Origin of the sequence: Agrobacterium sp. FDAARGOS_525 (genome assembly GCF_003938925.1) — a bacterium.
GTDB lineage: Bacteria > Pseudomonadota > Alphaproteobacteria > Rhizobiales > Rhizobiaceae > Agrobacterium > Agrobacterium pusense.
In genome coordinates, this window is sequence record NZ_RKIU01000003.1 from 1,846,176 (window position 1) to 1,865,421 (window position 19,246).

Here is a 19,246-nt window from a genome sequence, read left to right on the forward strand (position 1 = left end):
TAGGGAACGTAACAAAGGGTGCGTTGTCCCGGTTATTCGCAAAACTTTCACAAATAAAGGCCTTCGCGCATGTGGCGCATCAGGTCCGTCACCTTTTCATCGGGCTTCTCGTGCAGGACGATGCGCAATTCGATGACGAGATCGCCGGAGCCGCCATTGCCGTCGGCAAGACCCTTGCCGGCAATCCTGAGCGCGCGGTCCGAGCCTGACCAGGCTGGAATGGTGATGTTTTCCTCGCCAAGCGGCGTCTTGACCTTTGCTTCGCAGCCCAGAACCGCATCGCTGAGCGAGATCGGCAACGTTGTGTGGATATCGAAGCCACGAAGGGAAAACGCGTCCTCGCGCGCGGTCAGCAATGTCACGGCGAGATCGCCGCGGGCCATGTTCGGAAGCTTCAGCCCCTGTCCCTTCAGCCGCACCACATGTCCGTCGGTCATGCCGGCTTCCAGCTGGAAGCGAACCTCTCGTTCATCGGCAAGCGATACGGTAATCCACTTTTGCTCCAGCAGATCGGCGACCGTGACGATGGCCTCCGCCGTGATATCGGGCGCCTTTTCGGGAGCTGGTTGCGGCGTGCGGAACCGGCGTACGAGAGCGCTGAAGAGATTGGCGGCAAGCGAGACGGGCGTGGCCCTGTCATCGCCAGCGCCGGACTGGGCGGTCTCGCCGGCGGCAGGCGCATCGCCTCTTACGGCGCTTGCGGCAGCCTTTGCCGCTTCCGCCGCCTGCTGTACCTTGGGATCGTTCTGTGCCTCCGCGCCGAAAATCCGCTCGACGATGTCTTCGGCACTTTCCGTCCTGGCGTCGGTTTTCTGGCCGGTCTGCGTCCGGTTGCGGGCGTCCGCCCGGGCCAGTTCTTCCATCAGCTTTTCGGCCGCCCTGGCGCGTTCAGCCGCCTCGCGCGCGGCCTCCCGCTGCTGCATGATGGTCTGATCGCGCTGCTTTTTTTCTGCAGCCTTGCGGGCCTGATCGTAGAGATCGCGCTTTTTCGGGTCTTTCAGAAGGTCGTAGGCCTGTCCGATCTCGGCGAATCGCGCCGAGGCATCGGGATCGTCGCGATTGGCGTCCGGATGAACGGTTTTCGCCTTCGTGCGCCAGGCGGCCTTGATTTCCTCGTGGCGGGCGTCACGTTTTACGCCGAGGATCGAATATGGATCGCGCATGCGAAACACCAGTTACGTTGGCTCAGGCGCCTGCCGCCCGTCATGGCGCAATCCTGAAGCTAACCCCTCCGAAAAGGGGTGCCCGCGATCATTCGCCTGCACGCCCTCGGTTTAATCAACGTCGACTGTTGCAATAAGTTGCTAATCACTCCTTTACGGAGCAGGTTCGACGCACCGGGGCCGCGCCTATTCCCCATGGAAGGGTAAACAGATTATTTCTGCTCGAAGCGGGTCATCAACCATTCGCCGGTTTCCGACAGGCAGGCCTGTCCGGAATAAGCTGCCACCCCTTCGAAGGAGTGGCGCGTCGTCTTGAAATCGCGGCAGACGAAACCGCTTGATTTGTCTTCGTGAATGGCGGTCACGACGCCGGCGCTGCCGGTGGCGGCGTTCGCCCAGGGCAGCGGCTGGTCGGCAAGTTTGGCGAGATCGGCCGATGTCACCGCATTGCGAATGGTCACATCGTCGGTCTGGGCGCTGCCATTCTGCTGGTTCGGCACGGAGGCGGTGGAAAGCGAGCGGTCAACCTTGTCGCCGCCGAACAGATCGAGGCTGACGCATCCGCTCAGCACCGCAAGCATCGACACGACGGCGGAAACTTCCGCTACCGACGAAAGGAGGCTCTTTGTTCGACTGTTCGACTTTGCTATGACGGTCACCATCTTTCACCAGAGATCATCTCTGGGGTCCAAATCAGCTCGGGAGCATTTTAGTCAATATGTCGGAAACGGGGTTAACATCCAGTGACTTCACGGAAGAAAATGAACCTTTCACGCTTTTTGCCGAATGGCTGAAGGATGCGACGGCTTCCGAGATCAACGATCCGAACGCGGTGGCACTCGCCACCGTGGACGAAAATGGCCTGCCGAATGTGCGCATGGTGCTGCTGAAAGGCGTCGATGGCCGCGGCTTCGTGTTCTACACGAATTTCGAAAGCCAGAAGGGCCGGGAGATCCTCGGCCAGAAAAAAGCGGCCATGTGTTTTCACTGGAAGAGCCTGCGACGTCAGGTGCGCCTGCGCGGCGAGGTGGAGATCGTGAGCGACGAGGAGGCGGATGCCTATTACGCCTCCCGCCCGCGTGGCAGCCGCATCGGCGCCTGGGCATCCAAGCAGTCACGGCCGCTGGAAGGCCGTTTCGCGCTGGAAAAGGCGGTGGCTGAATACACTGCCAAATATGCGATCGGCGATATTCCGCGCCCGTCCCATTGGTCCGGTTTCCGCATTCGCCCCGTCAGCATCGAATTCTGGCATGACCGCAAGTTCCGCCTGCATGACCGCATCGAATTCCGCCGCGACACGCCAGACGGTGCCTGGTCCAAGGTCCGCATGTACCCCTAAGGGCGTCAGGCCGCGCCATTGGCGCCTGCCTGTTTAAGCAGCAAATCAAACAGCGCCGGGCCAAGGGGGCCCGGCAGACGCTCGTCGCGCAAATTCCATCCGCCGTCCGCTTTCGAATCGACGCTGCCGGAGAATCGTGATTAGAGTTGGATATCACGAACAAAGGATGAACAAATGCTTCTGTCCATGATGCGCCAGTTCGAGGCGGCCTCGCAGAAATATGCCGATGAAAACGGGATCGCCCGTGATCCCGACTGGTTCATGCTGAAGCTTCAGGAGGAGGTGGGCGAGGTTACGCAGGCCTGGAACCGGCTGACGGGGCGGGGGCGCAGCAGGGGCAGAAGCGAAGAGGAGATGAAGCGTGATCTGGCTGACGAAACCGCCGATCTGCTCGGCCACGTACTGCTGCTGGCGCATCGCAACGGTCTCGATCTCGAAAATTCGATAGAACGCAAGTGGCGCTTCAAGCCGGGGGCCTGACGCTCCGCCGAGGACCATTCGATCCTGCTGCGTCGCGCCTCCGCGATCCGCTAGGAGAACGCGATGACAAAGAACAGGATCGCAAGAGCGGCAGCTACAGGTGCCATGACCAGCTGCTCCGGGCGGCTTTTCGACATTGCGTTCAATCCGATGCTCACCGCCATGTAACAGGCGATGATCCAGATTCCAGGATCAACCCAGCCAGACGGCCAGATGTAGGCCCAACCCGCCTTTTGCAGCGGGAAGGACGCGAAAAGCGCATAAAAGAGCGGTGTCGCTGCGCTGGCTATCCTTTGCCGTCCCGGCAATACCGTGTGCACGCCGCCCCAGACAAGGCCGCCGAAAGGGGCGCCGGCGGCGAGCGCAATCTGGAACAGGGACAGAACCAGCAGTATCAGCGTGATGAGTGACACGGCGACAGGCGTCATGATTACCCCGGTTATGGATACGCCGGCAGAGGCATTTGCCCAGTAGCGGCGCCCCAGCCCGACATGCGTTTCATCATGACGTCAAATCGCGAAGCACGTATGACGCCGTCTCGCGCGCCCAGCCCGATTTTCATTCTACTCAGGCCTGCGCTTTTTGCAGAAGGTCGGCCACCATATGCAGGTCGCTGGCGACGGCCACGCATTTCTCCCGCATTTCCTCGGTCGGCGGCGCAACGTCGGGCACCATGATCGTCATCATGCCTGCCGATGTCGCCGAGCGTACACCCGAGTATGAATCCTCCAGGGCAAGACAACGCCCGGGATCAAGGGACAGTCGTCGCGCGGCTGTCAGATAGGGCATGGGCGCCGGTTTCGGCTCCGTATAGTCGCCGCGCGCGACAATTGTGTCGAAGCGTCTGAGAAGATCGTGGGGCCCAAGATGGCGCGTCACCGAATCGTGCCGCGACGAGGTGGCGATGGCGCGGCGGATATCGAGGCTGTCGAGAAGGTCGAGTATCTCGGTGACGCCCGGCTTCAACGCCACGCCATCAGCCATCATCACGCCAAGATGCCGGAGCCAGGCGTCTCGGAAACTGTCGATGGGAAAATCCGCGCCATAATCAGCAAAAATGGTGCCGGTGATGACGTCCCACGGGCTGCCGCAGACCTTCTGATAGGTCTCCACCCTCATGCCGTGGCCGCCTTCTTCCGAAGCCGCCAGAAATGAATCGCGATAGAGCCGCTCGCTCTCGATCAGCAATCCGTCCATGTCGAAAACCACGGCCCGTGGGAGAAAAGGGAGCATGGCTCAACCGAACCGGAAAGGGCGTTCGCCAAGGCTCTCGAACGGACGGATCAGGTAACCATCGGGATCGGCGACGATGAACTGCCGGTTGCCCACTTCGACCGTGCCGCGCCTGTACCATTTTTCTTCCAACGGCATGACGAGGTCGATGGAGGATCGCTCCAGCCGGGAAAGAATGGGTTGCAGCGAGGGGACGGCAAGCTGCAGGTTCATGCCGCGACCAAACGGAAATTCGAGCACGGCATTATCAGTCACGAATGTCCGCGTCGCGCCAATCTGGTCGATCATCAGCTGGGCTTCCCCCAGCGCCAGATAGGTAAAGCCCTCTTCGGGGCGCTCATAGACCACATGAAAACCGATCAGGTCGCAATAAAATGCGCGGCTTTTCTGCCAGTCGCTGACGGCAAGTTCAGGAACGAGGGCATTTCGTATAATGGTCATGGTCTCCTTTGCGCATCGGCCGGATCGGGATGTGGCCTTAGGGTAGGGGCTGATCTTAACGTCTTCCCGGCGGCATGCCAGAGGAAACCGCATCATGGCAGCCATGTGTGTGGTCAGGGGCTGACGAGGCGCCGACAGGCTCAGTGTGGCTGCAACTCTTTCTTCCGTCATTCCGGCCTTGAGCCGGAATCCAGCCAGCCCAAGTCCTTGGGCTGAAAAGAGTCTTCCCGCTGCGCCGACGCGCATCGGCTGGATTCCGGCTCAAGGCCGGAATGACGGGTGCAGGGATGCACCGTTACATCACTTTATCCGCGCTACAGATACGCATTAACAGTCGTTACAGGCAGGGTCGGGAGATTTACGCCTTCGTGCCGCCCACGGTGATCTGGTCCATGCGCAGATGCGGCTGGCCGACGCCAACAGGCACCCATTGCCCGGCCTTGCCGCAATTGCCGATGCCGGTATCGAGTTTCGAATCATTGCCGATCATCGAGACGCGCTTCATCGCATCCGGCCCGTTGCCGATCAGCATGGCGCCCTTCACCGGCGCGCCGATCTTGCCGTTTTCGATGAGATAGGCCTCGGTGCAGCCGAACACGAATTTACCCGAGGTGATATCGACCTGGCCGCCGCCGAAGGAGACGGCATAGATGCCCTTCTTGACGGAGGCGATGATCTCTTCCGGCGTCTTGTCGCCCGACAGCATGTAGGTATTGGTCATGCGCGGCATCGGAACATAGGCATAACCCTGACGGCGACCGTTGCCGGTGGGCGTCGCACCCATCAGCCGGGCGTTCTGGCGGTCCTGCATGTAGCCCACCAGCCTGCCGTTCTCGATCAGCACGTTGTAACCGGAAGGGGTGCCTTCATCGTCCACGGTCAGCGAGCCGCGGCGGCTGTCGATAGTGCCGTCGTCCACCACGGTCACGCCGGGCGCGGCGACCATTTCGCCCATCAGGCCGGCGAATGTGGACGTCTTCTTGCGGTTGAAATCGCCTTCCAGACCGTGACCCACGGCCTCATGCAGCATCACACCCGGCCAGCCGGAGCCCAGCACCACATCCATGGTGCCGGCCGGCGCATCGATGGCGGTGAGGTTGACGAGCGCCTGACGCAAAGCCTCATCGGCGCCGCGCTGCCAGTTTTCTTCTGTGATGAAATCGCCGAAACCGACCCGGCCGCCAATGCCATAGGAGCCGCTTTCCTGCCGATCGCCTTCACCCGCCACGACGGAGATGTTGATGCGGGTCATCGGCCTGACGTCACTGACGCGGTGGCCATCGGCGCGCAGAATGTCAACCACCTGCCAGCTTGCGGAAATCGTCGCCGTCACCTGCCGGACATTGGTGTTCTTGTCACGCAGATAGGCATCGATATCGGTGAGAAGCTTCACCTTCTCTTCGAAGCTCGGGCTGCCGATGGGATTCTCGTCGCCATAGAGCTTCTTGTTGGTGCGCTGCGGTGCGGCGGCATAGGAGCCGGAATAACCTCTCGTCACTGCGCTGACCGCATCCGATGCACGTTTCAGCGCGCTTTGCGAAAGCTCGCCCGCATGGGCGTAACCCACCGTCTCGCCGGCGACCGCCCGCAGGCCGAAACCCTGGTCTGTATTGAAGGAACCGCCCTTGAGCCGGCCATTATCGAAAGTCAGCGACTCGGCCTGCGCATGTTCGATGAAAAGCTCGCCATCGTCAGCGCCGGCGAGCGCCTCGCCGACGAGCTTGCGCAATTGCGTTTCGTCGCAATCGAAGAGTTTTACAAGATCGTCGGTCATAGGAGGCTCCAGTCATTATCGTTCATGACCGATTTAGGCACTGGAGCGGGCGGACGCAAGGCTGTCCGGTACGGCAGCCTTCAAGGAAGCGCGTCGTAACCTTCGGCAAACCCCGTCAGTTCGATCGGAATGCCGACGCGGTCCTGATCGACGGATTCACGCAGTGCAAAAACGGCGTTCTTGCCGGCGCGCAGAACCTTCAGCAACTCGTCGTCAATATCAACTTCCACATAGCAGCCTTCGGAGAAGCAGCGGGTGAAATAGGCGCGGCCGATATTGTTATTGTCGATATAGAGTTCCATGCCGTCCTTCAGAAGCACGCCCAGCGGTGCGAGGATGCGGAGGATGCGCGACTTGCGGTCGGCCGTCTTCAGCACCACCACTGAAAGACCGACTTCCGGGCGGTCGTCGGCAATCACGTTCTGCATCAGGGCGCATTGTTCTTCCGAAGCGCCCGCCGGCTTGTCACAGATGACAGACCATGCGCCATGCGTCGACTTCGGCGTTCCGGGCTGCGGCTGTTGCGCCAGCGCCGCGGCGGCGGGGGCGATGATGGCAAGACCGGCGGCGGCAAGAAAAGTGCGCGCGAGCGGGGAAAGACGCATGGATACCTCTGGGATTCGAATCAGTGCGGCTATTTTGACGCCATAATCCGGAAAAAAAAGCCTCGGGCTTTCAATTCCAGCCGAGTTGGGCGGAAATAGGACCTGTCGGTCCTGATGGCAGCCGGATTTGTTCGCGGCATCGGTCGTCATCCCGCGATCAAACCGGCTGGAAGACGGGGCTTGCCGCATTTTTTCGTCGCGAAATCGTCTTCGGCAGACGAGCCGACGCACAGGCTGAAGGAAAGTCGCGCGCGGATTGATCAATGGCAAAATTGGGGCGCATCCGTGGCGTGACGCATATTGCGGCAGAGGGCAAACTGTGGTTTGAAGTTATTACCATTAGCATGGATTCTGCGCCTGTGATTGATCTGGATCAGGCGCGTGAGGGAGAGGGTACCGTGAGGAATAGGATTTACGCAGCACTGGCGGGGATGACCTGTCTGCTCACGGCTGTCGGCGCCCACGCCGACCAGCCGGTGCATTGGCAAATGGGCATGCAGGAGGCCGCCACGCCGATCATGCACGAAATACGCTGGTTCGAACAATATACGCTCTGGTTCATTGTTCCGGTAACGCTTTTCGTTCTTGCGCTGCTCATCGTCGTCGTTCTGAAATTCCGCGCCTCGGCCAATCCCGTGCCTTCGAAGACCAGCCACAACACGGCAATCGAAGTGGTCTGGACGCTGGCGCCGGTTCTCATTCTCCTGTTCCTTGCTTTCCCGTCGTTCAATCTTTTGAACGCGCAGCTCACGCAGCCGGAAAACCCCGACGTGACGCTGAAGGCGACCGCCACGCAGTGGCTGTGGAGCTACGAATATACGGCTGCCGAGGGCGCCGAGCCGGTCTCCTTCGACAGCTACATGCTGAAGGATCAGGATCGCGCCGCCGCCGGCAAGGAGGACAAGGCCCGCTATCCGCGTCTTCTCGCAGTAGACAATGAAATGGTTGTCCCGGTCGGCAAGACCGTTCGCCTGCTCGTCACCGCCGCGCCGACGGATGTGATCCATTCCTTCGCCATGCCGGCTTTCGGCGTCAAGATCGACGCTGTTCCGGGCCGCCTGAACGAAACCTGGTTCAAGGCGGAAAAAGAAGGCCTTTATTACGGCCAGTGTTCCGAGCTTTGCGGCAAGGATCACGCCTTCATGCCCATCGCCATTCGGGTGGTTTCCGAACAGCAGTACAACACCTGGCTCGCCGCCGCCGGTTCTGACCTGAACGGCGCGAACCGGGCGCTGATGGCCTCTGTCGATGGCGCTCCGCGCACCGTCGACGTTGCCGCCAACGAAACCAACTGATTCTGGAGTGAGGACAATGGCTGGACCTTCCGCACACGACGATCATCACTCGCATGGTCATTCCGCACATGATGGGCACGCGCATGACGACCATTCGCATGATGCACATCATTCCCATACGCCGGGCTTCTTCGCCCGCTGGTTCCTGTCCACCAACCATAAGGACATCGGCACGCTCTACCTGATCTTTGCGATCATGGCCGGTATCGTCGGCGGCGGGCTTTCCGTCGTCATGCGCATGGAACTGCAGGAGCCGGGCATCCAGATTTTCCACGGTCTGGCCTCCATGGTTTACGGCTTTGAGGGCGACGCTGCCATCGACGGCGGCAAGCACATGTTCAACGTGTTCACCACCGCACACGCCCTGATCATGATCTTCTTCATGGTCATGCCGGCGCTGATCGGCGGTTTCGCCAACTGGATGATCCCGATCATGATCGGTGCGCCGGACATGGCTTTCCCGCGCCTGAACAACATCTCCTTCTGGCTGATCGTTCCGGCCTTCATCCTGCTCATTCTGTCACTCTTCGTCGAAGGGCCGGCGGGTGCTTATGGTGTCGGCGGCGGGTGGACCATGTATCCGCCTCTGTCGACAAACGGCATGCCCGGACCGGCGGTGGATCTGGCGATCTTTGCGCTGCACGTTTCGGGCGCGTCGTCGATCCTCGGTGCGATCAACTTCATCACCACCATCCTCAACATGCGCGCCCCGGGCATGACGCTGCACAAGATGCCGCTCTTCGCCTGGTCGGTGCTCGTCACTGCGTTCCTGCTGCTGCTTTCGCTGCCGGTTCTGGCGGGCGGCATCACCATGCTTCTGACGGACCGCAATTTCGGCACGGCATTTTTCTCGCCGGAAGGCGGCGGTGACCCGATCCTCTATCAGCACCTGTTCTGGTTCTTCGGCCACCCGGAAGTGTACATCCTGATCCTGCCCGGCTTCGGCATCATCAGCCACATCGTGTCCACCTTCTCGAAGAAGCCCGTCTTCGGTTATCTCGGCATGGCTTACGCCATGGTTGCGATCGGCGCGGTCGGCTTCATCGTCTGGGCGCACCACATGTATACGGTTGGCCTGTCGCTGGAAGCACAACGCTACTTCGTCTTCGCAACCATGGTCATCGCGGTGCCGACAGGCATCAAGATTTTCTCGTGGATCGCGACGATGTGGGGCGGCTCGCTGACCTTCTCGACACCAATGGTCTGGGCAATCGGCTTCATCTTCCTGTTCACGGTCGGTGGCGTCACGGGCGTCCAGCTCGCCAATGCCGGTCTCGACCGCTCGCTGCACGATACCTATTACGTGGTGGCCCATTTCCACTACGTTCTGTCGCTCGGCGCCGTCTTTGCGATCTTCGCCGGCTGGTATTACTGGTTCCCGAAGATTTCCGGCTACATGTACAGCGAGTTCATCGGAAAACTGCATTTCTGGGTCATGTTCGTCGGTGTGAACCTGATCTTCTTCCCGCAGCACTTCCTCGGCCTTGCCGGCATGCCGCGCCGTTACATCGATTATCCCGATGCCTATGCCGGCTGGAACCTGGTGTCGTCCTACGGGTCCTATATTTCGGCCGTCGGCGTGCTGATCTTCCTTTTCGGTGTCTGGGAAGCTTTCGCCAAGAAGCGGATCGCCGGCAACAATCCCTGGGGTGAAGGCGCGACGACGCTCGAATGGCAGCTGTCTTCCCCGCCGCCGTACCACCAGTGGGAACAGCTTCCGCGCATTCGCTGATGCACGGATCGGGACGCGCGGTAAGGCTCGCGGGTCCCGAGCGCTGAGAAAGAGGGCGGCACGGTCAGGCCCGTGCCGTTTTCCCGAACGGGCTGCCTTTACTGCCGCGTGACATTTTGTCCAAGCGATGCTTGCCTTCCAGCGTGATACATGCGCCGGGATATGATAAATGCCAGTTTTGGCCTTTATGAATGGCAAGCGCAGAGGAATGGCGGCAGGACACGGCGTAAGGCCGGGCAGATGGCATCGGTTGAACCGGCTGCCGGTCAGGCCGTGACGTTCGGGACCCATGGATCGACGCATCGCGCATTCCGGAACTCTCACTCGTGTTTCCGGCCGATGCAGGGAATGTCGCGACAGGCGGCGTTCGAAGGAAGCAGGACAGGAAATGACCGTTATCGACAATCGCGAAATGCTGGGCGCGGAAAGCTCCGAACTCTCGGAAGCCGGCGCGCGCGATTATTTCGAATTGCTGAAACCGCGCGTCATGTCGCTCGTGGTCTTCACGGCCTTTGCGGGCCTCGTGCTGGCGCCGGGTGAAATCAACCCGATACTCGGCATCATCGCTATTCTCTGCATCGCCGTCGGCGCGGGCGCGTCCGGTGCGCTCAACATGTGGTACGATGCCGATATCGATGCCGTCATGAGCCGCACCGCCAGGCGACCGATCCCGTCCGGCCGTATCACCCCGCGCGAGGCGCTGGCCTTTGGCCTGACGCTGTCGGCCTTCTCGGTAGTCATTCTCGGCCTTGCGATCAACTGGTTCTCGGCCGGTCTTCTGGCCTTCACCATCTTCTTTTATGCTGTCATCTATACGATGTGGCTGAAACGCTCGACGCCGCAGAATATAGTGATCGGCGGCGCGGCAGGCGCTTTCCCGCCCATGCTTGGCTGGGCCTGCGTCACCGGTGGCGTTTCGCTGGACAGCATCATCCTGTTCCTCATCATCTTCCTGTGGACGCCTGCGCATTTCTGGGCGCTGGCCCTGTTCAAGATGCGTGATTATGGCGCCGTTGGCATTCCGATGATGCCGAATGTTGCTGGCGAGCGCTCCACCAAGAACCAGATGATCTGTTATGCGGTGTTGACCGCAGCCGCAGCCGTCGCGCCTTATTTCACTGGTCTGGCAAGCGCCGGTTACGGTATTTTCGCGGCAGTGCTGAGCGCCATCTTCGTATACTGTTCGCTCGATGTCCGGCGCATGCCGGAGGGTGACGAAAAGATGTTGCCGGCCAAGAAAATGTTCGCTTATTCGGTGCTTTACCTTTTTGCGATTTTCTCCGGCCTTCTGGCCGATCATTTCGCGCCGGCCCTGAAGGCCGTCATGTCGGGAGTCCTGTGATGGAAACGGTGGAACTGAGCGCGGCGCAGAAAAAATCGAGACGCGGGCGCAATATTGCGCTCGGCGTCCTGCTCGCCGGTCTGGTGGTGCTATTCTATATCATCACCATCATCAAGATCGGTTCGCACTGACGGGCTGATCGAGGGGGAAGGAGGAGGATATGGCGAATATGGAAGCGCAGACAACGGGGACCGAGCGGCAACGGGTGAGCAATCGCTCCATCCTCGTGCTCTGTCTGGTGTTTTTCTGCGCCATGATCGGCATGGCCTACGCCGCCGTGCCGCTTTATACGCTGTTCTGCCGTGTCACCGGTTACAACGGCACGACCCAGCGCGTCGAGCAATATTCCGATGTGATCCTCGACAAGACCATCAATGTCACCTTTGACGCCAATACGTCGAACGGCCTCAACTGGGATTTCCAGCCGGTCGACAGGAAGGTCACGCCGAAGATCGGCGAAACGGTGCAGGTGACCTTCAAGGCGACGAACCGTTCACCGGTGGCGACCACAGGCACGGCGGTCTTCAACGTCACGCCCATGGAAGCCGGCGCCTATTTCAACAAGGTGGAGTGCTTCTGCTTCACCGAAACGACGCTGCAGCCCGGCGAAACGCTGGAAATGCCGGTGGTGTTCTTCGTCGATCCTGACATCGCCACGGCGCGTGAGACCAAGAGCATTCATACTTTAACGCTGTCCTATACGTTTTATCCGGCCAAAACCGAAAAACCGGTTGCGTCCTTGCCGGTAAAAACCGAATCTGGCGAAAGCAAATTGTGAGAGGAGATCCGGCCTTTGCCGAGGCCGGATCAGGGAAGAGACACCAGGGGATTGTCGCAATGGCAGATACGCATCAGAAGAACCACGATTACCACATTATCGATCCAAGCCCCTGGCCGCTTCTGGCCTCGATCGGCGCTTTCATCCTGACTTTCGGTGGCGTTTGTTACATGCGTTACCTGTCGGGCGGCTCCTTCAAGCTGTTCGGCGCGGAACTCGCCAATCCCTGGCTGTTCTATATCGGTCTCGTCATCGTGCTCTACACCATGTATGCGTGGTGGGCGGATACGATCAAGGAAGGCCGCGAGGGCAATCACACCCGCGTCGTTTCGCTGCATCTGCGTTACGGCATGATCATGTTCATCGCCTCAGAGGTGATGTTCTTCGTCGCATGGTTCTGGGCATATTTCGATGCCAGCCTCTTCCCCCATGAAGCTATTCAGGCGTCGCGTCTCGAATATACCGGCGGACAATGGCCGCCCAAGGGCATCGAAGTCATCGATCCATGGCATCTGCCGCTCTACAACACCGTCATCCTGCTGCTGTCGGGCACCTGTGTCACCTGGGCGCATCATGCTCTGCTGCACAATGACCGCAAGGGCCTGATATCGGGTCTGGTGCTCACCGTTGCGCTTGGCGTGCTGTTCTCCACCGTGCAGGTTTACGAATACATGCACGCCCCGTTCGACTTCAAGAATTCGATCTACGGCGCGACCTTCTTCATGGCCACCGGTTTCCACGGTTTCCACGTCTTCGTGGGCACGGTGTTCCTGCTGGTCTGCCTGTTCCGCGCCATTGCCGGCGGGTTCACGCCCACCCAGCATTTCGGTTTCGAAGCCGCTGCCTGGTACTGGCACTTCGTTGACGTCGTCTGGCTGTTCCTGTTCTTCGCCATCTATATCTGGGGTGGCTGGGGCGCGCCAATTCACGGCTGATAGGGCCAAGGGGCCAAAGCAAGGCATCCGGTGGAGCGAGCGGGTGCAATCGTTTCTTCTCCCCGCCGGGGAGAAGTCCGCGGCAGCGGGATGAGGGGACTCCGGTAGAGATATCCGGAGAGCTAGCCCCCTCATCCGACCCTTCGGGCCACCTTCTCCCCGGCGGGGAGAAGAAGACGCGACGCGATCGAGCAAGAAACAAGTGCCCGGGTTTTGAGGCAGGTTTCCAAGAGATCGACGTCACCCTCGGACTTTGGCCGACTTTGCGGGAGGTTTCACCATGTCAGAGCCATCAGGCAGCAAGTTCGCCCCGGTCGACCCGATCAAGGTGGGCTTGAAGGGCTGCTGCCCTCGCTGCGGCAACGGGCGCCTTTTCGATGGTTTTCTGACGGTAAAACCCGCCTGCAGCGCATGCGGACTGGATTACGGTTTTGCCGATGCGGGTGATGGCCCGGCGGTTTTCGTCATGCTGATCGTCGGTTTTCTGGTTGTCGGGCTGGCGCTCTGGTTCGATCAGCATTTTGCGCCGCCCGTCTGGGTGCATGTCATCTTGTGGTTGCCATTCACGGTGATTGTCTCCCTCGTGCTGCTGCGCAAGCTGAAGGGCATCATGATCGCGCTGCAATACCGCAACAATGCAAGCGAAGGCAGGCTTGACCGTGAATGACGTGTCCCACATGAAGGCGGCGGAAAGGCGGGTCTGGTTCGCTGCGCCGCTGGTTCTGCTGGCGCTTGCCATTCTTCTCGGGCTCGGCACCTGGCAGGTAAAGCGGCTTTACTGGAAAGAGGCGCTTCTCGCCGATATAGAAGAACGGCGAAACGCTGCCCCCGCCACGGTTGCCGAAATAGAGGCGATTGCCAAAAGCGGCGGCGATATCGAATATCGCAAGGTCATACTGTCCGGTACCTTCGATCACGCCCGCGAGCGGCATTTCTTCGCCACCCACCAGGGCAGAACCGGCTATTACATCTATACGCCGCTGACGCTTGCCGATGGCCGCGTCCTCTTCGTCAATCGCGGTTTTGTGCCCTTCGAGATGAAGGATCCGGCCAAGCGATCCGAGGGGCAGGTGACGGGCGAGGTGACGATTACGGGGCTGGCGCGTGCGCCGCTTGTCGCCAAGCCTTCCTCGCTGCTGCCGGACAACGATATCGCCAAGAACATATTCTACTGGAAGGATCTGGCGGCCATGGCCTCCAGTGCGGATATTCCGCCGGACCGGCTGGTCAAGCTTTTCGTGGATGCCGATGCCGCCCCCAATCCCGGCGGCTGGCCGCAGGGCGGGGTGACGCTGATAGATTTGCCCAATAATCACCTGCAATATGCGATAACGTGGTATGGTCTGGCTGCAGCCCTTGTCATCGTCGCCGGTTTTGCCTATTTCCGGAACCACAAGGCGCGCGATGAATAGTGCGCCTGCCGCCCGGCAGGGCTGGCCATCGGCAGGGCACGGAGCACGCCTAAGGAGCTGGAATGAACATCGCCGTTTCCAAACCCCCTTTGACGATAAGGCTGTGCGGACCGCGTGGTTTTTGCGCGGGCGTGGACCGGGCGATCCAGATCGTCGTGCTGGCGCTGAAGGCCTATGGCGCGCCCGTTTATGTTCGCCACGAAATCGTCCATAACCGCTATGTGGTGGAAGGGCTGGAAGCCAAGGGTGCGGTCTTCGTCGAGGAACTGCATGAAATTCCGGCCGAACATCGCGAGCAGCCGGTGGTTTTCTCGGCGCATGGCGTTCCTAAATCCGTGCCTGAGGATGCGCAGGCGCGCAACCTGTTTTATCTCGATGCCACTTGCCCGTTGGTCTCCAAGGTCCACAAGCAGGCCATGCGCCACCAGCGCCTCGGCCGCCATGTGGTGCTGATCGGCCATGCCGGTCATCCAGAGGTCATCGGCACCATGGGCCAGCTTCCCGAAGGCACCGTCTCGCTCATCGAAACGGTGGAGGATGCCGACCGTTATGAGCCGCTGGACCGCGAAAATCTCGGCTTTGTCACCCAGACGACCCTGTCGGTCGATGACACGGCAGGCGTGATCGCCAGGCTGCAGGAACGCTTCCCGGCCATTCAGGCGCCCGCCGCCGACAGCATCTGTTACGCGACCACCAACCGTCAGGATGCGGTGAAACAGGCAGCGCCCGGCTGCGACCTGTTCATCGTCGTCGGCGCCCCCAATTCCTCCAATTCCAAGCGGCTGGTGGAAGTGGCCCTGCGTGCGGGTGCGAAGCGCTCTGTCCTGGTGCAGCGGGCCTCCGAAATCGACTGGAATGAAATCGGCGATATCCGCACCGTCGGTCTCTCGGCCGGTGCATCCGCTCCTGAAGTCATCGTCGATGAAATCATCGAAGCCTTCAAGGCCCGTTTCGACACCACGCTCGATCTCGCCGTGACGGTTGAGGAAACGGAACATTTCCTCGTCAATCGCGAGTTGCGCAGCATCGAGCTGACGACGGATGATATGGCTTTCGTCAACGGCAATGCCAGCAACGCGCTGTCGCCCAAGGCTGCAGCCGGCGCCTGACATGGTTTGGCGGGAAGGGTGGTATTCGCCCCGCGCCGCTCTGCCGGATTTCCACTCCATCCTTCATCAAGAGATTTAAAATTGGCAGTTTATACTGATATCACCGAAGATGATCTGAGGAATTTCCTCACGCAGTATGACGTCGGCAGCCTCACTTCCTACAAGGGCATTGCCGAAGGCGTCGAAAACTCCAATTTCCTGCTGCATACCACCAAGGACCCGCTGATCCTGACGCTTTATGAAAAGCGTGTGGAAAAATCCGATCTGCCTTTCTTCCTCGGCCTCATGCAGCATCTGGCCGCCAAAGGCCTGTCCTGCCCCTTGCCGCTGCCGCGCAAGGATGGCGAGTTGCTGGGAGAGCTGTCGGGCCGCCCCGCCGCGCTTATCTCCTTCCTTGAGGGAATGTGGCTGAGAAAGCCGGAGGCGAAACATTGCCGCGAAGTCGGCAAGGCGCTGGCCGCCATGCATCTGGCGGGCGAAGGCTTCGAGATCAAGCGGCCGAACGCGCTCTCCGTTGAGGGCTGGAAGGTGCTGTGGGAGAAATCCGAAGACCGCGCGGACGAGGTGGAGAAGGGGCTGAAGGACGAGATTCGCCCCGAGATCGATTATCTCGCGGCCCATTGGCCGAAGGACCTGCCGGCCGGTGTCATCCATGCGGATCTGTTTCAGGACAATGTGTTCTTCCTCGGCGACGAACTCTCCGGTCTGATCGACTTTTACTTCGCCTGCAACGACCTGCTCGCTTATGATGTGTCGATCTGCCTCAATGCCTGGTGCTTTGAAAAGGATGGCGCTTACAATGTCACCAAGGGCAAGGCGTTGCTGGAAGGTTACCAGTCCGTGCGGCCGCTCAGTGAAGCGGAGCTGGAAGCCCTGCCGCTTCTGGCGCGCGGTTCGGCTCTGCGCTTCTTCCTGACGCGGCTTTACGACTGGCTGACAACGCCGGAGGGCGCGCTGGTGGTGAAAAAAGACCCGCTGGAATATCTGCGCAAGCTGCGGTTCCACCGTTCCATCGCCACTGTCGCCGAATACGGGCTGGCCGGCGAATGAAGCATGTCGATATTTTCACCGATGGCGCCTGCTCCGGCAATCCGGGTCCGGGAGGCTGGGGTGCGGTGCTGCGTTACGGCGAGGTGGAGAAGGAACTCTGCGGCGGCGAGGCCGAGACCACCAACAACCGCATGGAACTGATGGCGGCGATTTCCGCACTCAATGCGCTCAAGGCCCCCTGCGAAGTCGATCTTTTCACCGACAGCGCCTATGTGAAGGACGGCATCACCAAGTGGATTTTTGGCTGGAAAAAGAAGGGCTGGAAGACAGCCGATAACAAGCCGGTCAAGAATATCGAGCTATGGCAGGCACTGGAAGTGGCGCGCGAGCGCCACAAGGTTACCTTGCACTGGGTGAAGGGCCATGCCGGCCATCCGGAAAACGAGCGCGCCGATGAATTGGCGCGAAAAGGCATGGAGCCTTTCAAACGGCGGTAATGCAAGACTGCTCTATTTTGCGCCGGACAAAATCCGAGCCGGCACGCCCCCATCCGGGGTTGTGAAAACCGAAACCCGACCTATCTTGTCGTCAAAGGGTGCTCCGGTGGTGCCCAACGGAGGAGAAAAATCCGGATGATCCTGCATTGTGTCTTTCTACGCTTCAAGGCCGCGACGGCCGCTTCTGAAAAACATGCAATTTTCGAGGCGATCGCCGCCCTGAAAGACGTGATACCCGGCATCGTCGATGTGAAATACGGACAGAACGTTTCACCCGAAGGGCTAAATGGCGGTTTTGTCGATGGCTTCTCGTGACGCTTGAAAGCCCGGAAGCCCGGGACGAATATCTTGCCCACCCCAGGCATATGGAGGTGGGGGAGCGCCTCGTGTCACTCACCGATGGCGGTCTTGCCGGGCTTCTGGTGTTTGATATGAATGTTTGAGAAGGCGGCTCCTCGCCGCTCTCTTCCCTCATGCTCGGGCCGGCCCAAAACATCTGCAGCATTTCGTTTTTGGTGAAATGATTGGATCCCCGGGACAAGCCCGAGGATTTATGGCCCGGCCTGTGGCCAAACAATTGGCCTTAAAGCTGCTCGATCATCGCCGCAGCGGCAGAGACCGTCGCCTGACCGGGGTTCTCTTCCACGTTGAGTGACTTCACGACGCCGTCTTCCACCAGCATCGAATAACGCTTGGAACGCACGCCGAGGCCGCCGGCGGAGAGATCGGCATCAAGGCCGAGCGCCTTGGTGAAGGACGCATCCCAGTCGGCGAGGAAATGGATTTTGCCCTGACCGCCCGAAGATTGCGCCCATGCGCCCATTACATGCCAGTCGTTGACGGCAACGACTGCGATATCGTCAACGCCTTTGGCCAGAATAGTGTCGCGGTTTTCCAGGTAACCCGGCAGGTGGTTCAGCGAGCAGGTGGGGGTGAAAGCGCCGGGAACGGCAAAGAGAACAACCTTCTTCCCGCCGAAAAGCGCGTCCGTGGTGGTTTCCACCGGGCCATCGGCCGTCTTTTCCTTGAACGTTGCGGAAGGCAGTTTATCGCCGATCTTGATAGTCATGTCCGTGCTCCTATGGCCGTTCGGTTCGCGCGACTATAGAGTTTGTCAGGGAAAAGTGGAACCCGGTTTTCCTTGGAAGACAAACGAAAACAAGCTGTCCCGATACTGGCAGGCTCGCAACGAATCCAACGGTATCAGGAGCACGGAAATGAAGTCTGCCACATGGTTTTCACGGTGGATTCCACCGCGGAGCCACCGTTCAGGGCTTCGGGAAATTCAGCATCGTCTCCATGGCCCGGTCGCCCGATTTGACCAGAATGGGCCAGCTGTTGCCCTGCACCTGATAGGTTTTCGGCAGGCCCTTGATGTTCATGTAGAAGGAGAGCTTGCGCTTGTCGCGTACGAGGTTCTGCGGCTCGTAATAGGCAAAACCCGAGGGGCCGGCGATGAAGATTTCGGTCTCCTTCGGCGCGTTTTCCGGAAGCTGCAGCTGCACGCCGAGCATGGTCTTGTCGGGCGTGATGTGGAAATCGATCACCTTGAAATCGTCGGATGCCGCTTCGGGCAGTGTTTCGCGCGCCTCTTCGAGAAGGCGGCGCTCCTCGCTGTCATCATCACCCGCTGTGCCCCGGTCGATGGAGAACTTCGCCTCGAAAGGGATGCAGATATTCTGGCAGACGCCGATGAATGCGGTGAGGTCGATCTTCCCGCCAGCTGCCGGATCGGTAACCTTCAGCTGAAAGGGAAGGCTGACGGCGTGGTCATAACCGATATCGGTTATATCGCCGTTTTCGATCAACTTCGGAACCGGATAGGCCATGGCGGTCAGCATCGCACCGCTGGTCGGATCAGGCGTGATCTGCGGCGGTATGCCTGCTTCTCCGGGTTCGCGCCAATAGGTTATCCAGCCGTCCTTCGGCTCGATCTGCAATACGCCGCGCACCACGCCGTTTGCATCCACGGCAAGGCTCGCGACGCGCATCTGGCCGCCCTCGCTTCTGGCCCAGTCGGTAATGTCGGCCCGGGCGGCTTGCATGCCGCCGAGGAGGGCGGCAAAAGCAGCCGCGAGGTGAAGATGTGAAAATCGAAAGAATAACCTGACGCTCATGCTT

General features: G+C 60.0%; 22 protein-coding genes and 1 pseudogene. 14 read left to right on the forward strand and 9 right to left on the reverse strand.

Annotated elements, in window-relative coordinates:
• Window positions 1-47 precede the first annotated feature (47 nt).
• Both EGT36_RS10320 and EGT36_RS10325 read right to left on the reverse strand, forming a co-directional pair.
• Entirely contained in the window at window positions 48-1,163 is a 1,116-nt protein-coding gene (locus EGT36_RS10320) for a DnaJ C-terminal domain-containing protein (RefSeq protein ID WP_037090789.1), read from the reverse strand.
• Window positions 1,164-1,375: 212 nt separating this feature from the next.
• Window positions 1,376-1,825, reverse strand: a complete 450-nt coding sequence (locus EGT36_RS10325; protein WP_004440354.1) for an RT0821/Lpp0805 family surface protein — start codon at window positions 1,823-1,825, stop codon at window positions 1,376-1,378.
• 56 nt (window positions 1,826-1,881) lie between these two features.
• Between EGT36_RS10325 and pdxH the strand changes: the two genes are divergently transcribed.
• Both pdxH and EGT36_RS10335 read left to right on the forward strand, forming a co-directional pair.
• Window positions 1,882-2,502 carry a pyridoxamine 5'-phosphate oxidase gene (gene pdxH / locus EGT36_RS10330; RefSeq protein WP_037090787.1) on the forward strand — a complete coding sequence of 207 codons (621 nt, stop codon included), beginning with the start codon at window positions 1,882-1,884 and terminating at the stop codon, window positions 2,500-2,502.
• 174 nt (window positions 2,503-2,676) lie between these two features.
• Window positions 2,677-2,982: a pyrophosphohydrolase domain-containing protein gene (locus tag EGT36_RS10335; protein WP_035209412.1), complete on the forward strand. Its 306-nt coding sequence runs from the start codon at window positions 2,677-2,679 to the stop codon at window positions 2,980-2,982.
• Window positions 2,983-3,032: 50 nt separating this feature from the next.
• On the opposite strand, the gene EGT36_RS10340 is transcribed toward EGT36_RS10335, so the two are convergent.
• From EGT36_RS10340 to EGT36_RS10360, 5 genes are all read right to left on the reverse strand, one after another.
• Window positions 3,033-3,410, reverse strand: a complete 378-nt coding sequence (locus EGT36_RS10340; protein ID WP_037090786.1) for a hypothetical protein — start codon at window positions 3,408-3,410, stop codon at window positions 3,033-3,035.
• A gap of 139 nt (window positions 3,411-3,549) precedes the next feature.
• Complete coding sequence (locus EGT36_RS10345; RefSeq protein WP_006699876.1) at window positions 3,550-4,215, reverse strand: HAD family hydrolase; 666 nt, start codon at window positions 4,213-4,215, stop codon at window positions 3,550-3,552.
• 3 nt (window positions 4,216-4,218) lie between these two features.
• Window positions 4,219-4,656, reverse strand: a complete 438-nt coding sequence (locus EGT36_RS10350; protein WP_037090785.1) for a bleomycin resistance protein — start codon at window positions 4,654-4,656, stop codon at window positions 4,219-4,221.
• Between the two features lie 358 nt (window positions 4,657-5,014).
• Window positions 5,015-6,430 (reverse strand): metalloprotease TldD, encoded by a 1,416-nt coding sequence (gene tldD / locus EGT36_RS10355; protein WP_037090784.1) that lies wholly within the window; start codon window positions 6,428-6,430, stop codon window positions 5,015-5,017.
• Window positions 6,431-6,510: 80 nt separating this feature from the next.
• Window positions 6,511-7,035, reverse strand: a complete 525-nt coding sequence (locus EGT36_RS10360) for an invasion associated locus B family protein (RefSeq protein WP_022555736.1) — start codon at window positions 7,033-7,035, stop codon at window positions 6,511-6,513.
• A 431-nt stretch (window positions 7,036-7,466) separates the two neighbouring features.
• On the opposite strand from EGT36_RS10360, the gene coxB reads away from it, so the two are divergent.
• The 12 genes and pseudogenes from coxB (at window position 7,467) to EGT36_RS10420 (ending at window position 17,568) form a co-directional block, all read left to right on the forward strand.
• Window positions 7,467-8,330, forward strand: coding sequence for a cytochrome c oxidase subunit II (gene coxB / locus EGT36_RS10365; protein ID WP_034496285.1), 864 nt, complete (start codon window positions 7,467-7,469; stop codon window positions 8,328-8,330).
• 16 nt (window positions 8,331-8,346) lie between these two features.
• The gene (gene ctaD, locus EGT36_RS10370; RefSeq protein WP_004440364.1) at window positions 8,347-10,062 is read left to right on the forward strand and encodes a cytochrome c oxidase subunit I; all 1,716 of its coding nucleotides are present in this window, start codon (window positions 8,347-8,349) and stop codon (window positions 10,060-10,062) included.
• 388 nt (window positions 10,063-10,450) lie between these two features.
• Window positions 10,451-11,404, forward strand: coding sequence for a heme o synthase (locus EGT36_RS10375; protein ID WP_004440366.1), 954 nt, complete (start codon window positions 10,451-10,453; stop codon window positions 11,402-11,404).
• Complete coding sequence (locus EGT36_RS30990; RefSeq protein ID WP_003521105.1) at window positions 11,404-11,535, forward strand: cytochrome c oxidase system small membrane protein; 132 nt, start codon at window positions 11,404-11,406, stop codon at window positions 11,533-11,535. Before EGT36_RS10375 ends, EGT36_RS30990 begins: the two co-directional genes overlap by 1 nt.
• A gap of 29 nt (window positions 11,536-11,564) precedes the next feature.
• Window positions 11,565-12,182, forward strand: coding sequence for a cytochrome c oxidase assembly protein (locus EGT36_RS10385; protein ID WP_004440369.1), 618 nt, complete (start codon window positions 11,565-11,567; stop codon window positions 12,180-12,182).
• A gap of 59 nt (window positions 12,183-12,241) precedes the next feature.
• Window positions 12,242-13,117: a cytochrome c oxidase subunit 3 gene (locus tag EGT36_RS10390; protein WP_004440371.1), complete on the forward strand. Its 876-nt coding sequence runs from the start codon at window positions 12,242-12,244 to the stop codon at window positions 13,115-13,117.
• 280 nt (window positions 13,118-13,397) lie between these two features.
• The gene (locus EGT36_RS10395) at window positions 13,398-13,784 is read left to right on the forward strand and encodes a DUF983 domain-containing protein (RefSeq protein ID WP_004440372.1); all 387 of its coding nucleotides are present in this window, start codon (window positions 13,398-13,400) and stop codon (window positions 13,782-13,784) included.
• Complete coding sequence (locus EGT36_RS10400; RefSeq protein ID WP_479829523.1) at window positions 13,753-14,529, forward strand: SURF1 family protein; 777 nt, start codon at window positions 13,753-13,755, stop codon at window positions 14,527-14,529. The genes EGT36_RS10395 and EGT36_RS10400 overlap by 32 nt, the downstream gene beginning before the upstream one ends.
• Window positions 14,530-14,591: 62 nt before the next feature.
• Complete coding sequence (gene ispH, locus EGT36_RS10405) at window positions 14,592-15,638, forward strand: 4-hydroxy-3-methylbut-2-enyl diphosphate reductase (RefSeq protein ID WP_037090782.1); 1,047 nt, start codon at window positions 14,592-14,594, stop codon at window positions 15,636-15,638.
• A gap of 81 nt (window positions 15,639-15,719) precedes the next feature.
• Window positions 15,720-16,688, forward strand: coding sequence for a homoserine kinase (locus EGT36_RS10410; RefSeq protein WP_004440378.1), 969 nt, complete (start codon window positions 15,720-15,722; stop codon window positions 16,686-16,688).
• Window positions 16,685-17,125 carry a ribonuclease HI gene (rnhA, locus tag EGT36_RS10415; protein WP_037090780.1) on the forward strand — a complete coding sequence of 147 codons (441 nt, stop codon included), beginning with the start codon at window positions 16,685-16,687 and terminating at the stop codon, window positions 17,123-17,125. The genes EGT36_RS10410 and rnhA overlap by 4 nt, the downstream gene beginning before the upstream one ends.
• A 135-nt stretch (window positions 17,126-17,260) precedes the next feature.
• A pseudogene (locus EGT36_RS10420) lies at window positions 17,261-17,568 on the forward strand (Dabb family protein).
• Between the two features lie 140 nt (window positions 17,569-17,708).
• Here EGT36_RS10420 and EGT36_RS10425 read toward each other — a convergent pair.
• Together EGT36_RS10425 and EGT36_RS10430 are read right to left on the reverse strand one after the other, a co-directional pair.
• Entirely contained in the window at window positions 17,709-18,194 is a 486-nt protein-coding gene (locus EGT36_RS10425) for a peroxiredoxin (RefSeq protein ID WP_006699978.1), read from the reverse strand.
• Window positions 18,195-18,393: 199 nt separating this feature from the next.
• Entirely contained in the window at window positions 18,394-19,242 is an 849-nt protein-coding gene (locus tag EGT36_RS10430; RefSeq protein WP_004440386.1) for a protein-disulfide reductase DsbD domain-containing protein, read from the reverse strand.
• Window positions 19,243-19,246: the final 4 nt, after the last annotated feature.